The organism is Akkermansia massiliensis, from assembly GCF_018847375.1.
In the GTDB taxonomy this organism is placed as follows: Bacteria; Verrucomicrobiota; Verrucomicrobiia; order Verrucomicrobiales; family Akkermansiaceae; genus Akkermansia; species Akkermansia massiliensis.
Map to the genome: position 1 here is coordinate 1,654,474 of NZ_CP072036.1, position 20,548 is coordinate 1,675,021.

General features: G+C 56.9%; 18 protein-coding genes and 3 tRNA genes. 12 read left to right on the forward strand and 9 right to left on the reverse strand.

Annotated features, from left to right (window positions below; all coding sequences use genetic code 11):
- Nucleotides 1–39 precede the first annotated feature (39 nt).
- A complete protein-coding gene (locus J5W70_RS06915) occupies nucleotides 40–1,290 on the forward strand; it encodes a hypothetical protein (RefSeq protein WP_022396086.1) in 1,251 nt (416 codons plus the stop codon).
- A gap of 58 nt (nucleotides 1,291–1,348) precedes the next feature.
- Nucleotides 1,349–2,134, forward strand: coding sequence for an SDR family oxidoreductase (locus J5W70_RS06920; RefSeq protein WP_022396085.1), 786 nt, complete (start codon nucleotides 1,349–1,351; stop codon nucleotides 2,132–2,134).
- Nucleotides 2,135–2,279: 145 nt separating this feature from the next.
- On the opposite strand, the gene J5W70_RS06925 is transcribed toward J5W70_RS06920, so the two are convergent.
- The gene (locus J5W70_RS06925) at nucleotides 2,280–2,888 is read right to left on the reverse strand and encodes a hypothetical protein (protein ID WP_022396084.1); all 609 of its coding nucleotides are present in this window, start codon (nucleotides 2,886–2,888) and stop codon (nucleotides 2,280–2,282) included.
- A gap of 113 nt (nucleotides 2,889–3,001) precedes the next feature.
- Nucleotides 3,002–3,499, reverse strand: a complete 498-nt coding sequence (locus J5W70_RS06930; protein ID WP_022396083.1) for a hypothetical protein — start codon at nucleotides 3,497–3,499, stop codon at nucleotides 3,002–3,004.
- A 194-nt stretch (nucleotides 3,500–3,693) separates the two neighbouring features.
- Here J5W70_RS06930 and J5W70_RS06935 point away from each other — a divergent pair.
- From J5W70_RS06935 to J5W70_RS06945, 3 genes are all read left to right on the forward strand, one after another.
- Nucleotides 3,694–3,768: transfer RNA gene (locus J5W70_RS06935), tRNA-Thr, on the forward strand.
- A gap of 42 nt (nucleotides 3,769–3,810) precedes the next feature.
- Nucleotides 3,811–3,886 (forward strand) — tRNA-Lys (locus J5W70_RS06940).
- Between the two features lie 36 nt (nucleotides 3,887–3,922).
- Nucleotides 3,923–3,998 (forward strand) — tRNA-Lys (locus tag J5W70_RS06945).
- 239 nt (nucleotides 3,999–4,237) lie between these two features.
- Here the strand turns inward: J5W70_RS06945 and J5W70_RS06950 are convergent.
- The gene (locus tag J5W70_RS06950; RefSeq protein WP_146020169.1) at nucleotides 4,238–4,723 is read right to left on the reverse strand and encodes a hypothetical protein; all 486 of its coding nucleotides are present in this window, start codon (nucleotides 4,721–4,723) and stop codon (nucleotides 4,238–4,240) included.
- 824 nt (nucleotides 4,724–5,547) lie between these two features.
- On the reverse strand, nucleotides 5,548–7,056 hold the full coding sequence (locus tag J5W70_RS06955) for an RHS repeat protein (protein ID WP_146020170.1): 1,509 nt from the start codon (nucleotides 7,054–7,056) through the stop codon (nucleotides 5,548–5,550).
- Nucleotides 7,057–7,172: 116 nt separating this feature from the next.
- On the opposite strand from J5W70_RS06955, the gene J5W70_RS06960 reads away from it, so the two are divergent.
- Nucleotides 7,173–7,331: a hypothetical protein gene (locus J5W70_RS06960; RefSeq protein ID WP_215832880.1), complete on the forward strand. Its 159-nt coding sequence runs from the start codon at nucleotides 7,173–7,175 to the stop codon at nucleotides 7,329–7,331.
- 114 nt (nucleotides 7,332–7,445) lie between these two features.
- Here the strand turns inward: J5W70_RS06960 and J5W70_RS06965 are convergent, their stop codons facing one another.
- Nucleotides 7,446–7,754, reverse strand: a complete 309-nt coding sequence (locus J5W70_RS06965; RefSeq protein ID WP_215832879.1) for a hypothetical protein — start codon at nucleotides 7,752–7,754, stop codon at nucleotides 7,446–7,448.
- A 282-nt stretch (nucleotides 7,755–8,036) separates the two neighbouring features.
- Between J5W70_RS06965 and J5W70_RS06970 the strand changes: the two genes are divergently transcribed.
- The gene (locus J5W70_RS06970; RefSeq protein WP_215832878.1) at nucleotides 8,037–9,995 is read left to right on the forward strand and encodes an Eco57I restriction-modification methylase domain-containing protein; all 1,959 of its coding nucleotides are present in this window, start codon (nucleotides 8,037–8,039) and stop codon (nucleotides 9,993–9,995) included.
- On the opposite strand, the gene J5W70_RS06975 is transcribed toward J5W70_RS06970, so the two are convergent.
- Nucleotides 9,943–10,473 (reverse strand): DUF805 domain-containing protein, encoded by a 531-nt coding sequence (locus J5W70_RS06975; protein ID WP_022397443.1) that lies wholly within the window; start codon nucleotides 10,471–10,473, stop codon nucleotides 9,943–9,945. The genes J5W70_RS06970 and J5W70_RS06975 overlap by 53 nt on opposite strands.
- A gap of 119 nt (nucleotides 10,474–10,592) precedes the next feature.
- Between J5W70_RS06975 and J5W70_RS06980 the strand changes: the two genes are divergently transcribed.
- The gene (locus J5W70_RS06980; protein WP_022397442.1) at nucleotides 10,593–11,858 is read left to right on the forward strand and encodes a hypothetical protein; all 1,266 of its coding nucleotides are present in this window, start codon (nucleotides 10,593–10,595) and stop codon (nucleotides 11,856–11,858) included.
- Between the two features lie 13 nt (nucleotides 11,859–11,871).
- Here J5W70_RS06980 and J5W70_RS06985 read toward each other — a convergent pair whose 3' ends face one another.
- On the reverse strand, nucleotides 11,872–12,609 hold the full coding sequence (locus J5W70_RS06985; protein ID WP_022397441.1) for a hypothetical protein: 738 nt from the start codon (nucleotides 12,607–12,609) through the stop codon (nucleotides 11,872–11,874).
- 176 nt (nucleotides 12,610–12,785) lie between these two features.
- On the opposite strand from J5W70_RS06985, the gene J5W70_RS06990 reads away from it, so the two are divergent.
- Nucleotides 12,786–13,817, forward strand: coding sequence for a tetratricopeptide repeat protein (locus tag J5W70_RS06990; RefSeq protein WP_180973632.1), 1,032 nt, complete (start codon nucleotides 12,786–12,788; stop codon nucleotides 13,815–13,817).
- Here J5W70_RS06990 and J5W70_RS06995 read toward each other — a convergent pair.
- A complete protein-coding gene (locus J5W70_RS06995; protein ID WP_022397439.1) occupies nucleotides 13,814–14,281 on the reverse strand; it encodes a hypothetical protein in 468 nt (155 codons plus the stop codon). The two genes, J5W70_RS06990 and J5W70_RS06995, sit on opposite strands and share 4 nt — an antisense overlap.
- Nucleotides 14,282–14,393: 112 nt before the next feature.
- Between J5W70_RS06995 and thiD the strand changes: the two genes are divergently transcribed.
- The 3 genes from thiD to J5W70_RS07010 all read left to right on the forward strand — a co-directional run bounded on the left by thiD (nucleotide 14,394) and on the right by J5W70_RS07010 (nucleotide 17,325).
- Entirely contained in the window at nucleotides 14,394–15,182 is a 789-nt protein-coding gene (gene thiD / locus J5W70_RS07000) for a bifunctional hydroxymethylpyrimidine kinase/phosphomethylpyrimidine kinase (RefSeq protein ID WP_022397438.1), read from the forward strand.
- 197 nt (nucleotides 15,183–15,379) lie between these two features.
- Nucleotides 15,380–15,652 (forward strand): hypothetical protein, encoded by a 273-nt coding sequence (locus J5W70_RS07005; RefSeq protein ID WP_022397437.1) that lies wholly within the window; start codon nucleotides 15,380–15,382, stop codon nucleotides 15,650–15,652.
- A gap of 290 nt (nucleotides 15,653–15,942) precedes the next feature.
- Nucleotides 15,943–17,325: an SLC13 family permease gene (locus tag J5W70_RS07010; RefSeq protein WP_022397436.1), complete on the forward strand. Its 1,383-nt coding sequence runs from the start codon at nucleotides 15,943–15,945 to the stop codon at nucleotides 17,323–17,325.
- Nucleotides 17,326–17,380: 55 nt separating this feature from the next.
- Here J5W70_RS07010 and J5W70_RS07015 read toward each other — a convergent pair whose 3' ends face one another.
- On the reverse strand, nucleotides 17,381–20,542 hold the full coding sequence (locus tag J5W70_RS07015) for an efflux RND transporter permease subunit (RefSeq protein ID WP_022397435.1): 3,162 nt from the start codon (nucleotides 20,540–20,542) through the stop codon (nucleotides 17,381–17,383).
- Between the last annotated feature and the right edge of the window lie 6 nt (nucleotides 20,543–20,548).

Genomic DNA, 20,548 nt, shown 5'->3' on the forward strand with positions numbered 1-20,548 from the left:
GCCGGGCTCCAGAGCCTCCCTCATCAACGCCGCTTTCTCATGAAACTCAGTTCCCGTTTTTCCCTGTTCCTGAATTTGCCGCTGTTGGGAGGCGCGTGTTTGCTGGCGCTGTGTTCCTGCGGGGACAAGGAGGAAGGGGAAAGGGCTGCGGAGGAAAAGGAGGCTGAAAAGCTTTCCCCGGTGGAATCCTATGAAGAACTGCTTTCCCTGCGCCTGAAGGACGTGGAGCAGATGACGGATCTGGTCGCTTCCATCCAGGACCGGGCTGCGGGAGAGGCCGTGATGGTGGAACTGGGGCGGTTGACGGACAGGCTGAAGCTTTACGACATGAACTGCGGGCGGCTGATGATTCTGAATCCGCGCGTGCATGAAGAGTCCCGGGAGGTTCACCCCTCCTTCCATTCCATTCTCCGGGAGCGCGTGGACAAGGCCCGCGACCGGATGATGCAGGCGATGCTGAAGCTTCATGAACTCAAGTATTACGATTCCGCCGTCATCAGGGATGATCTGGAAAAGTACGGTCTCAGCCTGACGGACGAACGGATGGCCCAGTATTTGAACGACAGGATACTGCCGTTCCTGAAAGCGTATCTGGAGCAGTACGCCACCATGGTGGACATGCTGGAGGGGATTGACAACAAGGTGGCTGCGGAGGCTTATGCCATGTCCGTAGCCCTTCAGGGGCGCATGGTCAGGGAACAGATGGACAATATCACCCGGCTGGAGCAGGAGTACGGAGAATGGCTCCCCGGTTTTGAACGGCACTGCCACGACGGGTTGGAGAAGATGAGGAGAAGGGCGGACGAGAACCGCAAACGCGCTTTCCGGGCGCTCCTGAAGCTGGTGACGGCCAGAATGTATGATTCCCCGTCCATGCAGAAAGCAGTGGTGGGGCTTGAGATGGAACAGCCTAGGCTGGTGGATTTTCAGGAATTCTGGGCTGATCCCATCATGACCATGGAGGAGTTCTGCCTGTGTTTGGAAAGAATCCAGCATCTCCTGCGCGGCATTAAGGATACCGGAACGGCGGACCAGCGCGCCATGGAGCTGGTGGAAGTGGTGGCCAGGCTGAAAAGGCTGCGCTACGTCGTGGATGATTTTCAGAAATCTGGCCGCATGAACCAGGTAAAAACCAGGGATTTGGAACGCATCAGCCGCCGTGCGGAGGAAGCGGAAATGGCCGTTTCCAGTACCATGGCCCATCTTATCGTGGAGACGGACGTTGTGACCCGTTCCCCTCTTCTTTCCCGCGCCATGGGCTTTTACCGCTATGTGATGTACACGCACTGAGGGCTGCATGCCGGAAAGCGCCTATTGACATCCGGCGTCGGAACGGGACAATCTGCCCATGATGGATGTTGATTTTTCCGGAAGTGCCGTGGTCGTGACGGGCGGAGCCGGCGGCATTGGCCGCGCCATTGCGGAGGCTTGCGCCGCAGCAGGCGCACGCGTGGCGGTGCTGGATGTGAAGCATGAGGAAACGGCCTCCCTGCTGGATGAATTGCCGGGAGAAGGCCATCTCTGCGTGACGGGTGATGCGGGGGTGGAAGAGGACGTGCGTTTTTTTGCGGAAAAAGTGTTGGAGCATTTCGGCCGGGTGGATGTCCTGGTAAACAATGCGTGCATCACCCGCCACGGCATTCTTTCCGGCTGCTCTTATGAGGACTTTAATGAAGTTCTGCGCGTGGGCGTTGCTGCCCCCTACCTGCTCAGCCTTTTGTTCCGTGATCATTTTTCCCACGGGGCTTCCATCGTGAACATCGCCTCCACCCGCGCTTCCATGTCCCAGAAGGATACGGAAAGCTACAGCGCGGCCAAGGGAGCCCTCATCTCCCTGACCCACGCTCTTGCCATGAGCCTCGCGCCCCTCGGCGTCCGGGTGAACAGCATCAGCCCCGGCTGGATTGACACGGGGGCCTTTGGAGCCTTGTCCCCGGAGGACGGCCTCCAGCATCCTTCCGGGCGCGTTGGAACGCCGGAGGATATCGTTCAGGCTGTGTTCTTCCTCTGCCGCTCCGGCTTCGTCAATGCGGAAAACCTGGTCATTGACGGCGGCATGACTCGGATGATGGTGTATCACGGGGATGAAGGCTGGACGTTCCGTCCGGAGCCGCCGGACACGGTCCCCTCATGACGGCAGCCGGCGGCTGCGGCAGGTATCCGGAGTTTCCCGGGTCATGGAATACGTACACGTGCGGGAAAAACATTGCCCGCATGCGGATGAAGCAAGGGCGGGCACGAACGCGGAGGCGAGTTTTTGTTTGGAACGGCCTGGTTCGTCATTCCCCGGAGCACAGGTTATACATGCCCAGGCAGGGGGTAACGACAATGCTGACCGGAATAAGAAGGATATTGGCAATCACGGTACCGGGGGCGTCAATCACGCAGCTCTGTGCTCCCGCCAGAATTCTCCGGCCTGTGGAGGGAGCGCTGATGATCTTTACGGCTGCTACGGTGGGAGAAGCGTTTTCTTTCCTGCTCAAGTTCAGGTAGGGAAGGGTAATTTGATGCGCTCCATACAGGGAAAACCGGGGAGGAACGGTGAAATTCTCTTCAAGTACCATGCTCAGGAGGTCTTTGTATTCTATGGGATCGGGAAGGTCTTTCTTGTTAAGCTGCAAAAAGACGGTCTTTCCCGTTCCCGGAATATCCTCCATTTGTGAAATGAAGTCTGACTGGGCCATGGGCGGTCCGATGACCGGAGTTTCCTTGCGCTGGTCGCATTGAACGGCTTTGATGTAAACGAAGCCGTTTTTCACATAGGCGCGGTCATCCAGTTCCCAGTTGCGGTAAACGGTTCCGGCGTTCAGCGTCTGGGCGGCCGTATTGACGGAAATGCAGGCGCACGGCAGCAGGAATGCCGCCGGCAGTAGGAGGAAACGTTTCATGGGGTACTGCCGTGGATAGCAGTATACTGACTGACAGTCAATATAAAATAAGAAGAGCCGCTCCTTTCCGGAGCGGCTCCAAGATTCCCTTCACGGGAGCAGAATGATAAAAGTCAGCGAATGGTGACGCGGGGGTCGTTCGCCAGAACCTCGGCCAGTTCGTCCCAGCCGTCTTCCGTCTGGAGCTGGAACATCTGGAGGTAAACGGACGCTACGCCGGCAGGGTATTTTTCAAACAATTCGTCCACGGCCTTGGCGAGTTTTTCCTTGTCCAGCGTTTCCGGCAGTTCGTTCACAATGCCGTTGCCGTCATGGGGGATGTCCAGCGTATTCAGGAAAGTAATCAGCATGTCCTGATGCTTGCGCAGAAGCCAGACCTGGAGCAGGTGGTCCCCGATTTCATTGCTGGGTTTCCACGCCAGCATTTTCTGGATGAAGGAGAATTGCTCCTGAAGGGGCTTGCGCTGGATGAATTCCGGGCGCAGTTTTTTCAGAGCGCCGAGTTCACGCACGGCGGCGCGGTAAATGGCGCGTTCCTGGTTGCGCATCCAGTCCAGAATGTTGCTGATCGTTTCTTCGTCCGCCTGCTGGAAAATGTAATATGCCTTCATGATAAGTAGGGAAAGAAAAGCTCTTTGAGGACATGAACTCCACCATGTTTCCCCCTCCTATGCAAGCTCTTCTACTGTCACCTGCCGTACTTGGCTTCTATTCCGGATTCAAGGCGTAAAAAAACGGTCTTATTGCAAAAAAGACTTGCTAAAAGGGGGCTCTTATGGTTACTTGCTTCCGCGCTTCTCGCGATGCCACTGTAGCTCAGGGGTAGAGCAACGCATTCGTAATGCGTGGGTCGTCGGTTCAATTCCGACCAGTGGCTCCATCTTCAGAGTTGGAGCTTGTCGCGGGGAACTGCCGGATACATGCCTCGTTAGCTCAGTTGGTAGAGCAGCTGACTCTTAATCAGTTTGTCCACGGTTCGAGCCCGTGACGGGGTACCATCCGGTCGTTCCTGCAAGGAACGCCGCCATTCCAGTGCCTCGTTAGCTCAGTTGGTAGAGCAGCTGACTCTTAATCAGTTTGTCCACGGTTCGAGCCCGTGACGGGGTACCATCTCTTTTTAAGTCCGGCTTGCTGATGGCAAAGCCGGACTTTTGTTTGATAGGGAACGTTGAAAAAACGATTTGTTCTTTCCGATTCTCATTTGCCCTGCCAAGCCTCTTTTCGGGCGGTGCAAGCATGTACGATAATATGGACAGGCAGTTATTTAAAATCAGGTGTTGAAATCTCTTGGAAATTACATTTAGTGTTTTAATAACGGCAACATAAAAAATTCCATGCGAATGCCGTTCTTATTGATTATCTCCGTACATGGGGAAAGGATCGTTTTCGTTCACGCATGACATTTCAAGAAAATATTGTTTGGAATACGGTTCTTTGAAAACATGTCCATTGTAATAAGTGGAGACGGCAAACATGTCCGTCAATACGGTGCCGTTTTTAATGAATCTTCCGGGAAGTCCCCATTGCTTGGAATCGTTCAAAGACCGCAGATATCCCTTATATCCCCGGTAAATGACATGATCGTTATTATAAATGATTATGTTGTCCGTATCTCCAATATCATTTTTTCCTAGAAATTCCCGGATGTTGTCGGAATCAAAATTCAAAAAATACGGATTTTGATTAAATGATACATCATCGGAAAAAACAATATCTCCGGATTCTGATTTTATTTGAATATGGGCACAATTGTTTTTTGTAAATAAAATAGTTGCCGGAATGATTAAAATAACCAATGTAATCAGAAAAGATATTTTTAATAGATTCTTTTTCACTTAATATGATGATATTTTATGAGTAATTTTCTTCCAATGTTGTATATGGTAAATTTGCTGTCAGAAATTTCATTTTATATTTAGTTTTAAAAATTTACTTGGTTGGCAGTTGAGGCATTTTTGATTTATAAATTTCCATTACAAAAAATTTAAATAAATTCCTTTATTTATATAGATTCCTACTATAATTAATAATGAAAAAAATTTCATGCAAGACATTATGAAAATGATGCTATATGCGCAACTGTAGATTAATATGAAAATGATATAATTTATTATAGATTCTTTTCTTCGTGAATATAATGACGTGATGATGCTTTCTATAATATTTTTAAAAAATAAAATAACAGATTGTTTGAAGAACCAAATGACAAACCATATTAACCACCATAAAAGGATGTAATAAATCAAATGTAAATCGAAAGTTCTAGCAAGACCGTACCCGAAGTAGACAAGACTCCCTATAGGAAACCAGAACGTAAAAAAATTATTACTGGCAGACATCAATATCTTTTTTGTTCTATCATGCGCATATTTTTTATTTAAATACGAAATAACATGTATTTTTTTTATAAATAATGAAATGAGTATTACAGCAATCCAAAATACTATCCAATAAAAAATTACTTCAATATAATGCAAGGTGAACGTGTGGGTAAATACATAAAGGATAAAATAAATCCACCATAATATTGAATACAATAGAAGAAATTCGCTGGAACTGTTTCCGGATGATTTGCAATTAATGCAATATTTAAGGGAAAAAGGTCCCAAAATGGCACTTAAAATGGCAAATGCTGTTTTTTTATGATTAATGAACTCCATTATTTATTTAAATTTCTTAAATAATTATATAATCCTTCAATTCCACGGAGACCTGTAATGTTCAATAACGAATCCAATGCTTGCCATTGAAATGCTTTTAACGGAAAGATTTTTGGACACCCCTCAATAGTGCCTTCTAATGTGATAGTGTATCTAGAGTGATCATGGCCTAATGCTCGATGTATTGTAGATATGGGACCGCCAACTGGATTTTTAAAATATGGATATGCTGATTCAGGTATGGGGATTTGAACAAAATCATCCGGATGGCCATGGCCTCCTACTCTTCCGAGGGTTTTACGCGTTATAGGTAACGCAGGGTCGCGATTAACGGCGTATGCAGGTCCCCTTAATTTTCCGGAACTTATAATTAACTCTTTCGATTCTTTTGTGGTAATATGTTGGAGATTAACTTTAGCGGTGTTTTTAGCGGCAGCTCCACCTGGAGACGAAATGAGCCGATTGGCATCATAGGATACTGCTTCTTCCGGTTCCCGGGCGGTCTTGCGGTTGCCGATGTTGTCGTAGGAATAGATAAAGCTTCCTCCCCGGCTGATCCGGTCTTCGACCAGCCCGCTGCGGCTGTTGTGGGTGAAGTTTCTGGTGGTTGCAGGTGTGGTTCCATCCCAGGAGTCCCGCCGTTGGACAGGACGCATCAGCGCGTCGTAGCCGTATTCGTGGCCGGCTGCCAATTCGCCATCCGCTCCCTTTCTGTAACTGATGGCGGTTACGAGGTCGAGCCTGGGATGATAGGTATTGCAGCGGACCATGCCGTTGGGGTAGGTGAGATAGTTGAGGAAGCCGCTGGGTTGGTCATACTGCCAGGTAAATGGAGACTCCAGTCCTTCCAGATTCATCCCGATGATGGCACCTTTGGAATCGTAGTCAAGATGGGAGTGCTGCACGGTACGGGTTCCAAGAATCAGGCGATATCCGTTGGAACGACCCAAGGCATCGTATTGTTCCTGGGCGCAGTTTTCCACGGTTCCAAAGGAAGTGTCCTGGATCATGTGGCCGTAGGCATCGTAGGAGCATTCCCTGATGCCGGAGGCGTCCCGGACGGAGGTCATTTGTCCAATGCGGTTGTAGGTAAACTCCCATCCGGGAGTGTTGTCGTTGTGGGAGACGGAGACCATGGAGACGACCTTTCCGGTGGCTGCCGAGAAGCGCAGGGTGCGCCCATTGCTCTGCACCATGTCCAGGTAGGCGGGAGAGGTGCCGGTGCAGGGAGACTTATCGGCATTCAGCTTCTGAACCTTGTAGTTCAACTTGCACGAACTTCCGGAGACGGAGGCTCCGGCATGGCCGTCAGAACTCTGGAAGGAGATGGAACTGCCCGTGGGTCGTTTGACGGAGATCTGTCCGGTTTCAGGATTGCAGGAGGCGGTCCATTCGAGGGGATGCTTGTAGCGCAGGGTGATGGGACATGGAGAGGAAGGTTCGGCAAGGGTGCGGAGAAGCGGGGGATTGCCTCCTCCACTTCCTCCTTCGGAATCGCCCTCACCCATTTCCAGTAAGCCTTCGCAGTCGTCGGCCCCGTCCGGATAGCCGCCGAAGAAATGGGAGGTGTTCTTGCTGCAATCGGACTGTTCGACGTCTTCGTCACAATCACAGGAACAAGGGCATGGACAACCCCCTTCCTCCGGCTCCGCTGGAGGAAAAGGAGAGTGAACTGGAACTGCTGCTCGACGAGTCCCCTTCTTCCGCCTCCTGGTACAGGTTGACCAGGGTCAGGACGGTTTCTCCCTCCTTGCCGGCGGGAGTGTTTTCCGCCAGCAGGTAATAATCCAGGTCGGGCTCTCCTTCCTTGTCGCATATCAGGGCAATGCAGAACTCGGCTTCCGACCCCTGGCCGGGCTGGTGTTGATGGACGATGTGGCACCAGTAGTATCCCTGGTCAAACTGGATCTGGCGGCGGAGGGGGGGGGGAAGAGCCCGGCTCCGTGGAGAGTTCCAGTTCCTTGGCGGGGATGGAAAGGGAGATGGAGGAGTGGGCGTGAAGGTGGAGAAAACAGGTGGCGGGAGCCATGACCTTGAGGTATCCGAACCATTCGTGCCGGGTGGGGGAGGAAGCAGCGCGTTTGGGGATAAGGACGGGAGCGGAGAGGCCGTTGACCAGGAAGTTGCCCTGGGGCTGTCCGTTGGGGTACATGGGAATGAAGGGGTAGACGGTGTCCATGGCGCCGATATTGAAAGTGTTGTTCATGGCAATGAAGGTAGAATTATGAAATGGTTGCGGCTACTATGAATCAAAAACTAACAACGTAAACACGCCGGAGACGTTAAGAAAAAGCGTCCCGTACAGAAATGTAGTGAGGGAGGTATCCGGGGCAATTCCTGCTTTTGATTGCGTGGTCCGGTCTGGTAGTGTACGAATACGGCAGTGAAGGAGCGGAGCGTTCAGGATTGTTTCATGGCCCGGTGTTTCGCCCCGGAGAAGGGAAAGGGGAGCCGTCCCGAAGCCTGGAGGCGGTTGAAAGAGGCTTTGGTGAACAATTTGCTGGAACGGCAGGCAGACCATGAATTCCGTCTTCCGGAAGGATTCTCTTTTTCCCTGCGGGAAGAGGATGCTCACCGGGCTGTTACTCCTTCCGTGCTGGAGGGATTGCTGGAACGCTCCCTGACGGATGGCCGCCGTTCCGGAACCGTGTATACTCCCGGCTTCCTGGTCCGCTGGATGGCCCGGGAGGCGGTATCCTCCTGGCTGGCATCCAGATTGCCTGCTCCCCGGAATGGTAATGAGGAAGCCGGGTTGCTGAGAAATATCCGGGTGCTGGATTTATCCGCCGGGGCGGGGGCATTCACCATGGGAATGCTTCGGGAGCTTGCCGCGCGCAGAAAGCGTCTGGAGCCGGAATATGCGGAGGCCGATTTATTCCGTGCCATTCTGGAAGAGAATATTTACGGGGTGGATGTTTGTGCGGAGGCTCTGGAGGTAGCCCGTTTCCGTTTTCACTGTGCATGGCTAGCTGCCGGAGGAAAGGGGGATTTCCGGGATCACCTGCTGTGCGGGGACAGCCTGGACATGTCTGCGGATGGCGTCTGGCGGCAGGGCCTTTCAGCGGTGATGGCGGACGGAGGCTTTGACCTGGTAATCGGGAATCCCCCTTTTGTCGGGGAAAAAGGGAACAAGGAGCTGTTTGACCGTCTGAAGTCTTCTCCGTTGGCTTCCTATTGTTCTTCCCGCATGGATTACTGGTACGTGTTCGCCTGTGTGGGTCTGGATGCCCTGAAACAGGGGGGCGTGATGCATTTGGTTGTTCCCAACAGGTGGATGGCGAATGCCGGAGCGGCTCCCCTTCGCCGCAAGCTGCTGGAAGATTGCGGATTGCTGCGTTTGTCGGATTTCGGGGCTTGCCGGGTGTTTGAAGCCGCACGGGTACATACCATGACCGTTCTGGCGGAAAGGAAGGGGGATGGGGGAGGACTCCCGGTGCCGGAATACCGCCGTTTTTGCGGTCCCATGGAAGAGGTGGAATCCTTTCTGGAACATGAACCGTACTGCCGGTTTTCTTTGCCGGAAGATACCGGGGCATGCGTCAAGGAAGGATTGTTTTTCTGCTCCGCAGCCGAATGGAACGTTCTGGAGAAGATGGAGAGATGCCGGAATTTCAGGCTGGATGCCGCAAAGGAAATGACGCAGGGGATTGTACCGAACCCCGATGTCGTTTCCGCCCGTGCGCTGGAGAGCCTGGTGCCGGAGGCAGTGCAGCGGTCCGGCGTCCGGAGGGGGGAAGGGGTGTTTGTAGTGCCGCAGGGGTATTTCAACCGGCTGCCGGCAGCGGAACGGCGTTTTCTCAAGCCTCTGTATGAACCCGTCCTGGCAGGAAGATACGCGTTGAAAGCTCCGGAGAAGGTGTTGCTCTACCTGACTCCGTCCAACGGGTCGGAACAGGCCGTCACGCTTCTCCGGCATCTGGAAAAGTTCCGCCCCCTGATGGAAGCCCGGCGGGAAACCCGCATGGGCCGCATGAAGTACTATCATGTGCACTGGCCCCGGAAGGAACGGTTCTTCCTTCCCGGTCCCAAGATTCTGGCTGTCCGGAAGTGTGCTCGGCCCACCTTCTCCTACACGGAGGATGAGGCTTATGTAATGATGGCGTTCAACGTGATACGCACGGAACGCGTAAGCATGAAGTACCTGGCCGCCCTGTTCAATTCACGTCTCATGCAGTTCTGGTTTCTCCGCAGGGGGAAGATGCAGGGGGACTTTTTCCAGATGGATACGGCACCCATCCTCCGCGTTCCCATCCGGGTGCCCGGCCTTTCCGTGCTGCGGGAGGTGGAAGAGCTGGCGGATACCCTCACGGCCCGCTATTGCCCGGAAGGGGATGAACGGATGAATGAGCTGATGGAAGGCGTTTACGGCCTCTCCCGGCAGGAACGGGAAGTGCTTATTCAGGCGTGCTCTCCACCGCGGGCCGGGTGGGGAAGCATGCCAGAATGAGGAGGAGCAGCCAGTAGGCGGTAGAAATGATACCCAGGAATTGCGTCGCGGTTCCCCCTGGATACTGGAAGCGCTCCAGGATGGCCCAGTTAAGGAAAATAATGACGCCCAGGCCCAGGTAACCGTAACCCCACGCCGTGTTGAAGCCGGCGTCCCGAAGCCTTCTGATAGTGACGCCCAGGATAGGAAGATAAAGGACCAGCAAGACGATTTGGGTAATGAAGAAGAAGGAGGCTATTCGGATAAAAAGGATAGCCTGCATTTGTTCCGGGTCCTGCATGGCCGCCAGTTCTCCCCACGGAAGAGTGACCGCGACGATGACTCCGCCGACAAGACTGAAGATGAAGGAGAAGAGGTTCATGAAAAGGAAAAAGCCCCAGAACTCTCGCCGGGGAGCCGTTCCGGAGAAGGCGCAGTACTTTTTCGTCAGGCACAGGATGAAGTATTTCCAGAGAGAGGGTCGTGTTGTAGTGTCCATAGCTGCCGCTTTTCATAACATGGCTTTTTGAAAAACAGCAACGCCAAAAGAAACATCCGGGCTTGATTTTCGGAGGGCCCCCCTTAAGGTGTGCGTCCTGCAACCTGTTTGTCGAGCCTATGATGAAGCCTGTTTTTCTGGGGAAATACCTGCTTGCCGCCTGCTGGTGCGCCGCTTTTCCCGCGGCGGAGGCCGGCGCGGGAACGGCGCAGCTTCACCCCGCTTCCGGGGATTCTCTGCCCTCCCTGTGCCGTGTGCTGGACCGCGGGCCCGTTCTGTACCGGGATGATTCCTCATGGATCAGGAGGGTGAAGCTGACCCTGATCGGCCAGTACCAGACGGCAGCCGTCAGCCCCAATGGAGCCAACAAGTTCTGCCCTTCTTCCGGCGGCCATAACAGCGAGTGGCGCCGCGCTTATCTGGGCGGCGACGTTGTGATGGGGGACGGCTCCTGGCGCCTGTCCAACCTGACGAACGTGGGGGATCTGGAAGGCCGCCACCGCGAAGTGCGCGGAGAATGGACCGGCAGCCGCACGGAGTGGTCCCTGTATGAGCTTTATCTGGAAAAGACCATGCCCGGCATCAAGTTCAGGGCCGGGAAGCTGACGCCGCACCTGACGTCGGAATACTGCCTGGCTTCCTCCCGGATTAAAACGGTGGAGAGGTCCGCCCTGTGCAATGAATTGATTCCCATCTCCAACTGGGGGCTGGAGGCCAATTTCCAGAAGGACGCCAGGAGCCTGTACCATTCCTATGGCGTTTACCTGAACGCGAATGGTACGGATTTGAAGGATGAAATCCAGTTTCATTCCGCGGATAACCTGTTTGCCCTGAATGCCATGAAATGGAAGGTGGCTTCCCCCATGTGGGACAGCCAGACTCTGGGGTACCAGTACGCCCATAATTTTACGGAGTGGCGGGGAAGGAAGGTTCCCTCCTCTTCCGATTACTGTGGAACGGGTGCGCAGGACGTGCTTTCCCTGAGCTGGGACGCCAGCCGCGGCGCCTTTTCCGTGATGGGGAACCTGCTGGCGGGCGTGGGGATCGTGGGCCAGCCGGGCGCCAAGAACGTGTACGGTCTGGTTCTCCAGCCCGTTTACCGGATTTCCCCCCACTTGGAAGGCGTCTTTCAGTACCAGTGTTCCTTCGGAAACCGCTCCGTGAAGCTGAATACGCGGTATGTGCCCAGCGTCACCCATTACCCCGCGTGGGTGGACAGCATGCATTCCTTTTACCTGGGGCTGAACTGCTACCTGTGCCCGGAAGCGGTCAACGCGGTGAAGCTGATGCTGGCGGTGGAATATGTCACCAGCCGGGTGGACTCAACAACGGCCAAGGCCTTCAACGGATGGTCTGTTTTCGGGGCCGTCCGGTTCAAGTTTTGATCCCCTCCTGCCGCTATTGCAGTTTCCTCAGCACAGTGGGCTGGTAAGCGGGGAGCGCCGGAATGGGAACGTATCCGGGGGGGAGCTGGTCCCACACGGGATGCATGGGCTGGGTGTCCGCTTCAAAAATGGCTCCATTGAAGGATTTAATGATGGTGCGGATGGCTCCGGACGGCGCCGGCTGAATCACAAAGGGGCGCGGCTCCGATTCCGGAAGGTTCATGTGCAGGTTGACTTCCGCTTCGTTCCAGGCGGGCCAGACGTCGGAAGGCGTGGAGATTTCACGGATTTCCGTATTGGTGGCAGAGCGGGGAGTGTGGAAAAAGGGGCTGTCAGGGTCTCCATCGTTCAGCCAGACTTCCTCGTCCGGCGTCTCCGTCGTGATGATGAGCCCTTCCTGGTTGTCCGGATGGTAGAATTCATAGCCTGACCGGGCATTGCCGTCCGTTTCCGTCCTGTCGTCATTCATGTGGATGCTGATGGCAGGCTTGCTCCGGGAAGCGGCCTGCCCTAGTTGGGACTGGAAGAGGGCCGCCTGCCGCTTCAGGGCTTCCGGAGAAGTGCCTCGCGCGTATTTGGGGAAGAAAACGCTCTTGGTGTCTATTTTTCCAGGGCGCACTTTCACCGGTTCATCCGACAGTTCAAAGATGTATTTTACAGGAAGTTCCGTTGCGGAACCCCGGTAGCAGAAACTTCCCAGGGACGCCAGGCCCAGGCACGTCAGGAGATACAGGCGCGGTACGGATTTCATCAGAGGTTGAACTGGTTCCAGTAGAACAAAAATAGGGAAATATTCAATGCTAAAAGAGAAAATCCCGCTTCCGCGGCGGCAGGAGGCATGTTGTGCGTCCCCATGCGGGGACGGCTGCGGCATTTCCGTCATTTCTCTTCTTGGCAGCTCCGTGCGGCTGTCCTATGGTAATGCGCATGATGAAAAAAATTGCCGTCTTGTGCGTGGCCGCCTCTGCCTCCCTCCTGTGGTGCGGGTGTGACCGCAAGCCCGCTGCCGGGGAAAAGCAGGCCGCCCCTGCCGGGAAACGGGAAGAGCCTGCCGAAGAAAAGGGGGAGGCCGCAGCCTGGCGGGAACGCCTGGACGCCGCCTCCGCCAAAGCCGCCCGTGAGAAAGGGAATGACAGGGAGCACGTGAAGACGCTCAATGACGTGGCCGCCCTGTATGCGGAGGGATTGCAGAACGGCTGGGCCCATCCGCTGGATGTGCGCTCCTGGTGTGACTCCGTGGCGGAAACGGGTTCCGGATATTCCGGGGAGACGGTTATCGGCGCCATGTTCCTGTACGGAACCGGCGTCAAGCGTGATGCCGGAGCGGCCAGGGAGTGGTTTGAATACGGGCTGGCGCGTCCAGGAACCCAGCGGGGGAATGCCCTGTACATGCTGGGCATGATGTATTTCAAGGGGGACGGCGCGGACCAGGACCGGAACAAGGCCCTGGAGCTGTGGCGCAAGGCGGCGGATGAAGAGCATCCGGCGGCCATGGGCCTGCTGGGCCGGGCCTACATGGAGGGGAAGCTGGGCTTTGACAAGGATCCTGCTTCCGGGCGCGTATTGCTGGAAAAGGCCGCCAACGGGGGGAATACGCCTTCCTCCGTCTATCTGGGGAATATTTATGCGAAGGGGGAGGGCGTGGAGCAGGACATGGAGCGCGCGATGAAATGGTATGAGCAGGCGGCCTCCGCCGGGGACGCCCGTGCCCAGTACATCGTGGGGCTGGCGTATCTGGAAGGCTCCGGCGTACTCGTGGATGAAGGCAAGGCGTTCAACTGGCTCCGGCTGGCCGCCGGGCAGGACCACGTCAACGCCATGCTGATGCTTTCCGTCTGCTACAGCACCGGAAAGGGAACCCCGCAGGATGCGGACATGGCGGAAGTCTGGAAAAAGAAGGCGCTCCAACTGAATGCGGAGCGGGAGGGCAGCCGTGTCCCGCAGACGGAGGAACGCTAGTCTTCCCGGATTTCCCGGTTCAGGAATTCCAGGGCCTGCCGCCGTTCCAGAATGATGTTGCCCCGGTCGTCCGGGATGACCAGCAGGCCGTCCCGGTGTTCCAGAATGGCGTGAAGCATGGCGAACACATGGCCCAGCGCGCATTCGTCCTCCAGGATGAAACGCAGCATCTTGGTGCGTTCCCCTATTTGCCGGAGGGCGGAGCGGTCCCTTTTGAAGGCCTGGCGGGCATCGTCCGTTTCCATGACCCAGAACACGTCAAGCTGGGATTCTCCCTCTTCGTCCAGGTATTCCCCTTCCAGCACATGGTCCGGCGCGTTTTCCGGCGCGCCGGAAAGGTTCAGCCGGAAGCAGGCGTCCAGGCGGAACATGTTCTTCTGCAATTCCTCCGCCGCCGGCAGGGGGGCGTCCTGAATGAAAAGCCAGAATTCCTGTTCGTCCGGGGCAGGGGCGGCGTGCGTCATGGGCGGATTGTGGCATTCCCGCGGCGTTTTCCCACCCGGATTTGTGACATTGAGGCGGTGCGTGCGGATTTTTGGATGTTCAAGGGCTTTCCTCCCGATTAAAAACAGGGGCATGAGTATTCCCGTAATGATGACGGTTGCCGGTTCCGACTGCTCCGCAGGGGCCGGACTTCAGGCGGATATGAAGGCGGCCCATGCCATGGGGGCGTTTGCGCTCACGGCCGTCACCTGCGTCGTGTCCGAGGTGCCGGGACTGGTGCGCGGCATCCAGGAGGTGGACCCTGAGCTGGTGGCGGACCAGGTGCGCATCAATCTGGAGCATTTTCCGGTAAGCGCCGTGAAGACGGGCATGCTGTACTCCCCGGCCATCGTCCGTGCGGTGCATGAGGTGCTGGCAGGTACGGGTATCCCCGTTGTGGTGGATCCCGTCATGATCGCTACGGCAGGAGACCGGCTGATGAGGGAGGAGGCTGTAGCCGTTTATGAAGAACTTCTGCTGCCGGGCGCGGCCCTGCTGACCCCCAATCTGGATGAAGCCGCCGTGCTGCTGCGCTCTTCTGTCAACCCTGAAAGGGATGAACTGCCGGAGGCTGCCGCGCGCCTTGCCATTAGGTACGGGTGCCCCGTCCTGCTGAAGGGCGGCCATCTGGAAGGAGACTGCCGGGACGTGCTGGCCGGCCCGGACGGCCGCATGCTGGGGGAATGGAACCGCCCGCGCGTGAGGGATGTGAGCACGCATGGAACGGGCTGTTCCCTGTCCGCCGCCATCGCGGCGCGGCTGGCCGCCGGGGACGGACTGGCCACGGCGGTGGAGCGCGGCCTGGAATTCATTGCCGCCGCCATCCGGGACCACCTGCGCTGGGAGCATCCGGTCCGGGTGGATGCGCTGAAATTGTGGTAGGGAGCCCTTTCGTTCCGCCCCGCCTGCCGCCGTTCCCTTTTTCCGGCCCGGTTGGAAAAAGCGGGGACTGCCGCCGTCTTTCTGTGCCTTAATAATGCTTTGTGCTTGCGTATGGGAGGCGGGGTTGGTAGTTGTATCCACGCCCATGTGCCACATGGAGCTCTTAAGAATTAGTAAATATCATAGCAATTATCACTATGGGACAGCAAATCCGCAAAGTCACCAAGCGCCGCAGACGTGTTGAATACATCAAGCGTAAGAAGGAACAGTCCAAGTTGAATTCCAATACGCCTATCCGTCTGGCCGTTCCCGTTGCCAAGGACGCCAAGCCTGCCGCCAAGGAAGCTCCCGCCAAAAAGACCGCGGCCAAGGCCCCAGCCAAGAAGACTGAAACCAAGGCTGCCGCCGCCAAGAAGGCTCCCGCCAAAAAGCCGGCTGCCAAGAAGGCCGCCGAACCCGCCGCTGAATAATTGCCCGGGCGGAGGTTACTGCCTCCGCGCGTCAATCAAACAGTTTTTACAAGCCGTCGTGCAATTGCATGGCGGCTTTTTGCATGGCATGGCCTTCTTATGTACAAAGGAACCGTGGGCGGCCTGATTTTTCCTGGGGCGCCCCTGCGGATTCCTTCGCTGTGAGCCATGGCCCGTTCCTGCCCATGCTTCCGCGGCATGGGGGCTTCTCCCGGACTTTTCCGGAATGATATTGACTCTATTCCCCGGAGGCGTACAAAAGGAAATAACACCATTTTGTTTTTCCAGCCATGCGCCACCGTACCACCGACACCGCCAAAGGACACCGCAATTACATCATCATTGCGTGTGACGTGCTTCTTTTCCTGGCCATGCTCAAGTGGCTTCCCGTGGAGCCGGAGGTAGCCAGGGGGCTGGCCGTTCTCACCTTCATCGGCATTCTGTGGCTGACGGAAGCACTGCATGTGACCGTGACCGCCCTGCTGGTGCCGGTGCTCGCCATGTTCATGGGGATTCTTCCGGGGGCGAAGGCATTGGCCGGCTTTGCGGATCCCACCATTTTCCTGTTCTTCGGCGGCTTTGCGCTGGCCGGGGCGCTCCACGAACAGAAAATTGATACCTGGCTGGCTGGAAAAATCCTCCGGATGGCCCGCGGAAGCCTGGGGATGGCCCTGATCCTGATTTTCCTGGCTACGGCGTTCCTCTCCATGTGGATGTCCAATACGGCCACGGCTGCCATGATGCTCCCGCTGGTCATCGGCCTGCTGGACCGCATTCCGGCGGAAAAGCTCAAGACGACGGCTCCCTTTGCCGTGCTGGGGGTGGCGTACAGCGCCTCCATCGGCGGCATGGGAACGCTGGTGGGTTCCCCTCCCAACGCCATTGCGGCGCATGAGCTCGGCATGGGATTTGCGGAATGGTTCCGGATTGCCATGCCCATTGTCCTGGTATTCGGAGTGATTGTCTTCTGCCTGATGTACCTGTTCTTCCGCCCGCGGCTGGGGCTGCATGTGGACATGGCCCCGGCGGAAGGGGAGGTTGCGGAGGCCCGGCTGAATGCCAGGCAGGTGCGCGTGCTGCTTCTCTTCGTGCTGGTGGCCGGGAGCTGGATGTGCAGCAGCTTCCTTTCCTCCGCTCTGGGCGGCATTCCGTCCATGGACACGCTCATTGCGCTGTGTGCCGCGGTTCTGCTGCCCCTGTGCGGGGTCATCAACTGGGGCGGCATCGCCAAAAATACGGACTGGGGCGTCCTGCTGCTGTTCGGCGGCGGCATCACGCTCAGCAGCATCCTCGTCCAGACGGGGGCGGCGGGATTTCTGGCGGACCAGGTATCTTCCCTGGCCATGGGGCAGAGTCCCATTATCATCCTGCTCATCATCAGCCTCTTCATCACGTCGCTGACGGAATTCTGCTCCAATACGGCCAGCGCAGCCCTGGTGGCTCCGTTGATGGTGACGGTGGCCTCCGCCATGGGCATGTCCGCCACGCCGCTGGTGCTTCTGGTGGGCATCGGGGCCTCTTGCGCCTTCATGCTTCCCGTCTCCACGCCTCCCAACGCCCTGGCCTTCGCCACAGGGAAATTCCCTCAGATGACCATGGTGAAGGTAGGGCTGCTGATCAATGTGGTGCTCGTCTTCGTGAAGGCTTTCTGGGCCTGGATATTCTGGATGTAGCGGAAAGGGCTCCCGTGCAGGCGCGGGCTTTGCCGTTCCGGGCGTGCGGCGTGGCCTACTTGGCCGGAACGGCTGTTCCCTGGGCCTTTTCCTGGAGTTCCCGCGCCGCTTTCTTGTCCAGTTTGGCCAGCTTGGCAATCAGGTAGAAGAAGGAGGGGATGAAGAACACCCCGATGAAGACGGCCGTAATCATGCCGCCGATGACTCCCACGCCCACCACCTGCCGCGCTGCCGCTCCCGCTCCCGTGGCTACGGCCAGGGGAAGGCAGCCCATGATGAAGGCAAAGCAGGTCATCAGGATGGGGCGCAGGCGGATTCTGGCCGCGTCCAGCGTGGCCGTGAGCAGGTCCGTGCCCTGCCTCAGTTCCAGCACGGCGAATTCCACGATGAGGATGGCATTCTTGGCCGCCAGCGCAATCAGCACGATGAGGCCGATTTCCGAATAAATGTTCAGGTTCAGCCCGAACATCCACAGGGCCAGGAATGCGCCCAGGATGGCGATGGGGGCGGTCATGAAGACGGCCACGGGCAGGGACCAGCTCTCATACAGGGAGGCCAGGATCAGGAAAACGAACACGGCGGACGCCGCAAAGATCATGCCGATGGTGATGCCTTTCTGCGCCTGTTTTTCCTGGTAGCTCATGCCGGAGTAGTCATACCCCATGCCGGACGGCATGGTCTGGGCGAAGACTTCCTCCAGGGCATTCATGACCTGCCCGGAGGAATAGCCCGGAGCCGGGGTGACGTTGAGCTGGGAGCTGTTGAACATGTTCTGGCGGATCAGGAATTCCGGCGCCCAGCCGTGAGTGACGTTAATGACGGAATCCAGCGGGACCGGGTCGCCGTCATTGTTGCGCACGTAAAACATGGAAAGCTTGTCGATGCTGTTCCGGTACGGGGCGTCCGCCTGCATGTACACCTGCCATTCCTGACCGTAAATGTTGAAATTGTTCAGGAAGGTGCTGCCCATATACGCCTGGATGGTGGCGTAAATCTCATCCACGTTCATGTTCTGGAGGGTGGCTTGCTCCGTATTCACGTTCAGATTGTACTGAAGGTTGGAGGGAGACATGAAATTGCTGATGCCCGCGATTTCCGGCCTCTTTTCCGCAGCCTCGATGAATTTGGACGTATTGGCGGCCAGGAATTTCTCCCCGATGCCCTGGCGGTCCTCCAGCAGGAAGGTGACGTCTCCGGATGTGCCCACGCCCGGCAGGGGCGGCGGCGGGACCACGTACGCCATGCCGGAGGAAATCTCCGCGTTCAGCTTGCTTTTCAGCCGGGCGGCGATGCCGTCCGCCGTCATGCCCGGGGCGGTGCGTTCGGACCATGGTTTCAGGGAAATGAAGAAGAAGGAATTGGAGGAGCTCTGGACGGAGCTGATGAGGTTGAACCCGTTTACGGTGGTGACCACTTCCACGCCGGGATCTTCCCGGATGATCTGTTCAATCCGCGCGGCGGTGGCCGCCGTGACGTTCAGGGAGGTATTGTCCGGCAGTTCCACGCCGCCGAACAGGTAGCCCTGGTCCTCATTGGGAAGGAAGCCAGTGGGAATGAGCTTGGCGAGAGGGAAGAGGAGGGCGGTCATGGCGGCCAGCAGCAGGATGGAAAGCCACATGTGCCGGATGAGCTTGGCACAAATTTCCACGTACCAGTCGCGCGCCTTGTTGAAGCCCTTGTTGAATAACTTGAAGAAGGGCCCCAGCAGGGGGATGGAATCCGCTTTCCCTCCTTTCAGCAGCCCGGCGGACAGGGTGGGACTGAGGGACAGGGCGCAGAAGGCGGAAATGATGATGGACATGCCGATAGTCACGGCGAACTGCTCGAACAGCTTGCCCGTGACGCCGGGCAGCAGCAGGGTGGGCACGAACACGCAGGAAATCACCAGGGCCGTGCTCACGATGGGGCCGGATACCTCCTTCATGGCTGCGATGGTGGCCTGGAGCGGCTTTTCTCCGTTGGAAATATGGTTCTTCACCGCCTCCACCACCACGATGGCGTCGTCCACCACCAGGCCGATGGCCAGCACAAGGCCCATCAGGCAGATGGTATTGATGGAAAAGCCGAAAAACGGAAAGGCGATGAAGGCGCCCACGATGGACACCGGCACGGCAAAAGCCGGAATCAGCGTGCCGCGCCAGCCCTGGAGGAAGATGAAGACCACCAGCACAACCAGGCCCAGGGCGATCACCAGCGTGCTGACGATGTCTTCAATCCCGGCGCGGACGGCCAGCGTGGAGTCCAGGGAAACGAGGTAATCCATGCCGGGGGGCATCTCCGTATCGTTCAGCAGGGCCTTGATATTGTCCACCAGCTGGATGGCGTTCCCTCCGGGCGCTTCGTAAATGCCGATGGAGGCGGCGGGCATGCCGTTCACGGAAGAGCTGAGGCTGTAAGTCTCCGAACCCAGCTCCACGCGGGCGACGTCACCCACCCGCACGATGGAACTGCCCTGTCCGCGCACCACGATGTTTTCAAACTCCTTCACGCTGGTCAGGCGTCCGGGCGCCTTCACGGTGAAGGAAAGCTGCTGGTCCGGCGGAGCGGGCTGCGCGCCTATCTTGCCCGCCGGGTTCACGGCGTTCTGGGCCTGCACCGCCAGCATCACGTCACGGGCCGTGATGTTCAGGGCGGCCATCTTTTCCGGATTCAGCCAGATGCGCATGGCATAGCGGCCGGAGCCGAACACCTGCACGTCGCCCACGCCGGGCACGCGCTTGATGGCGTCCACCATGTTGATATACGCGTAATTGGCCAGCCAGAGGCCGTCGTAGGTTCCCTGGGGGGAATAAAGGCTGACGACCAGGGCGGGCAGCCCGCTGGTCTTGCGCAGGGAGACGCCCAGTTCGCTGACTTCCGGCGGAAGCTGGGAGGTGGCCTGCCCGTAGCGCAGGTAGGAAAGCACCTGGTCCATGTTCGCCTCCGTGCCGATCTCAAAGAGGATCATCATGCTCATCTGCCCGTTGTTGGTATTGACGGAAGTCATGTAGGACATGCCGTCCACGCCGGACATCTGCTGCTCAATGGGGGATGCGATGGATTTGACCACCGTCTCGCAGTCCGCTCCGGGATAGGTGGCCGTCACCTGGATGGAAGGGGGGATGATGTCCGGATACTCGGAAATGGGCAGGCGCAGAATGGAGAAGGTCCCCAGCAGGACGATGATGATGGAGAGGCAGATGGAGAGGATGGGGCGCTTGATGAAGAAATCGGCCATGGCGGG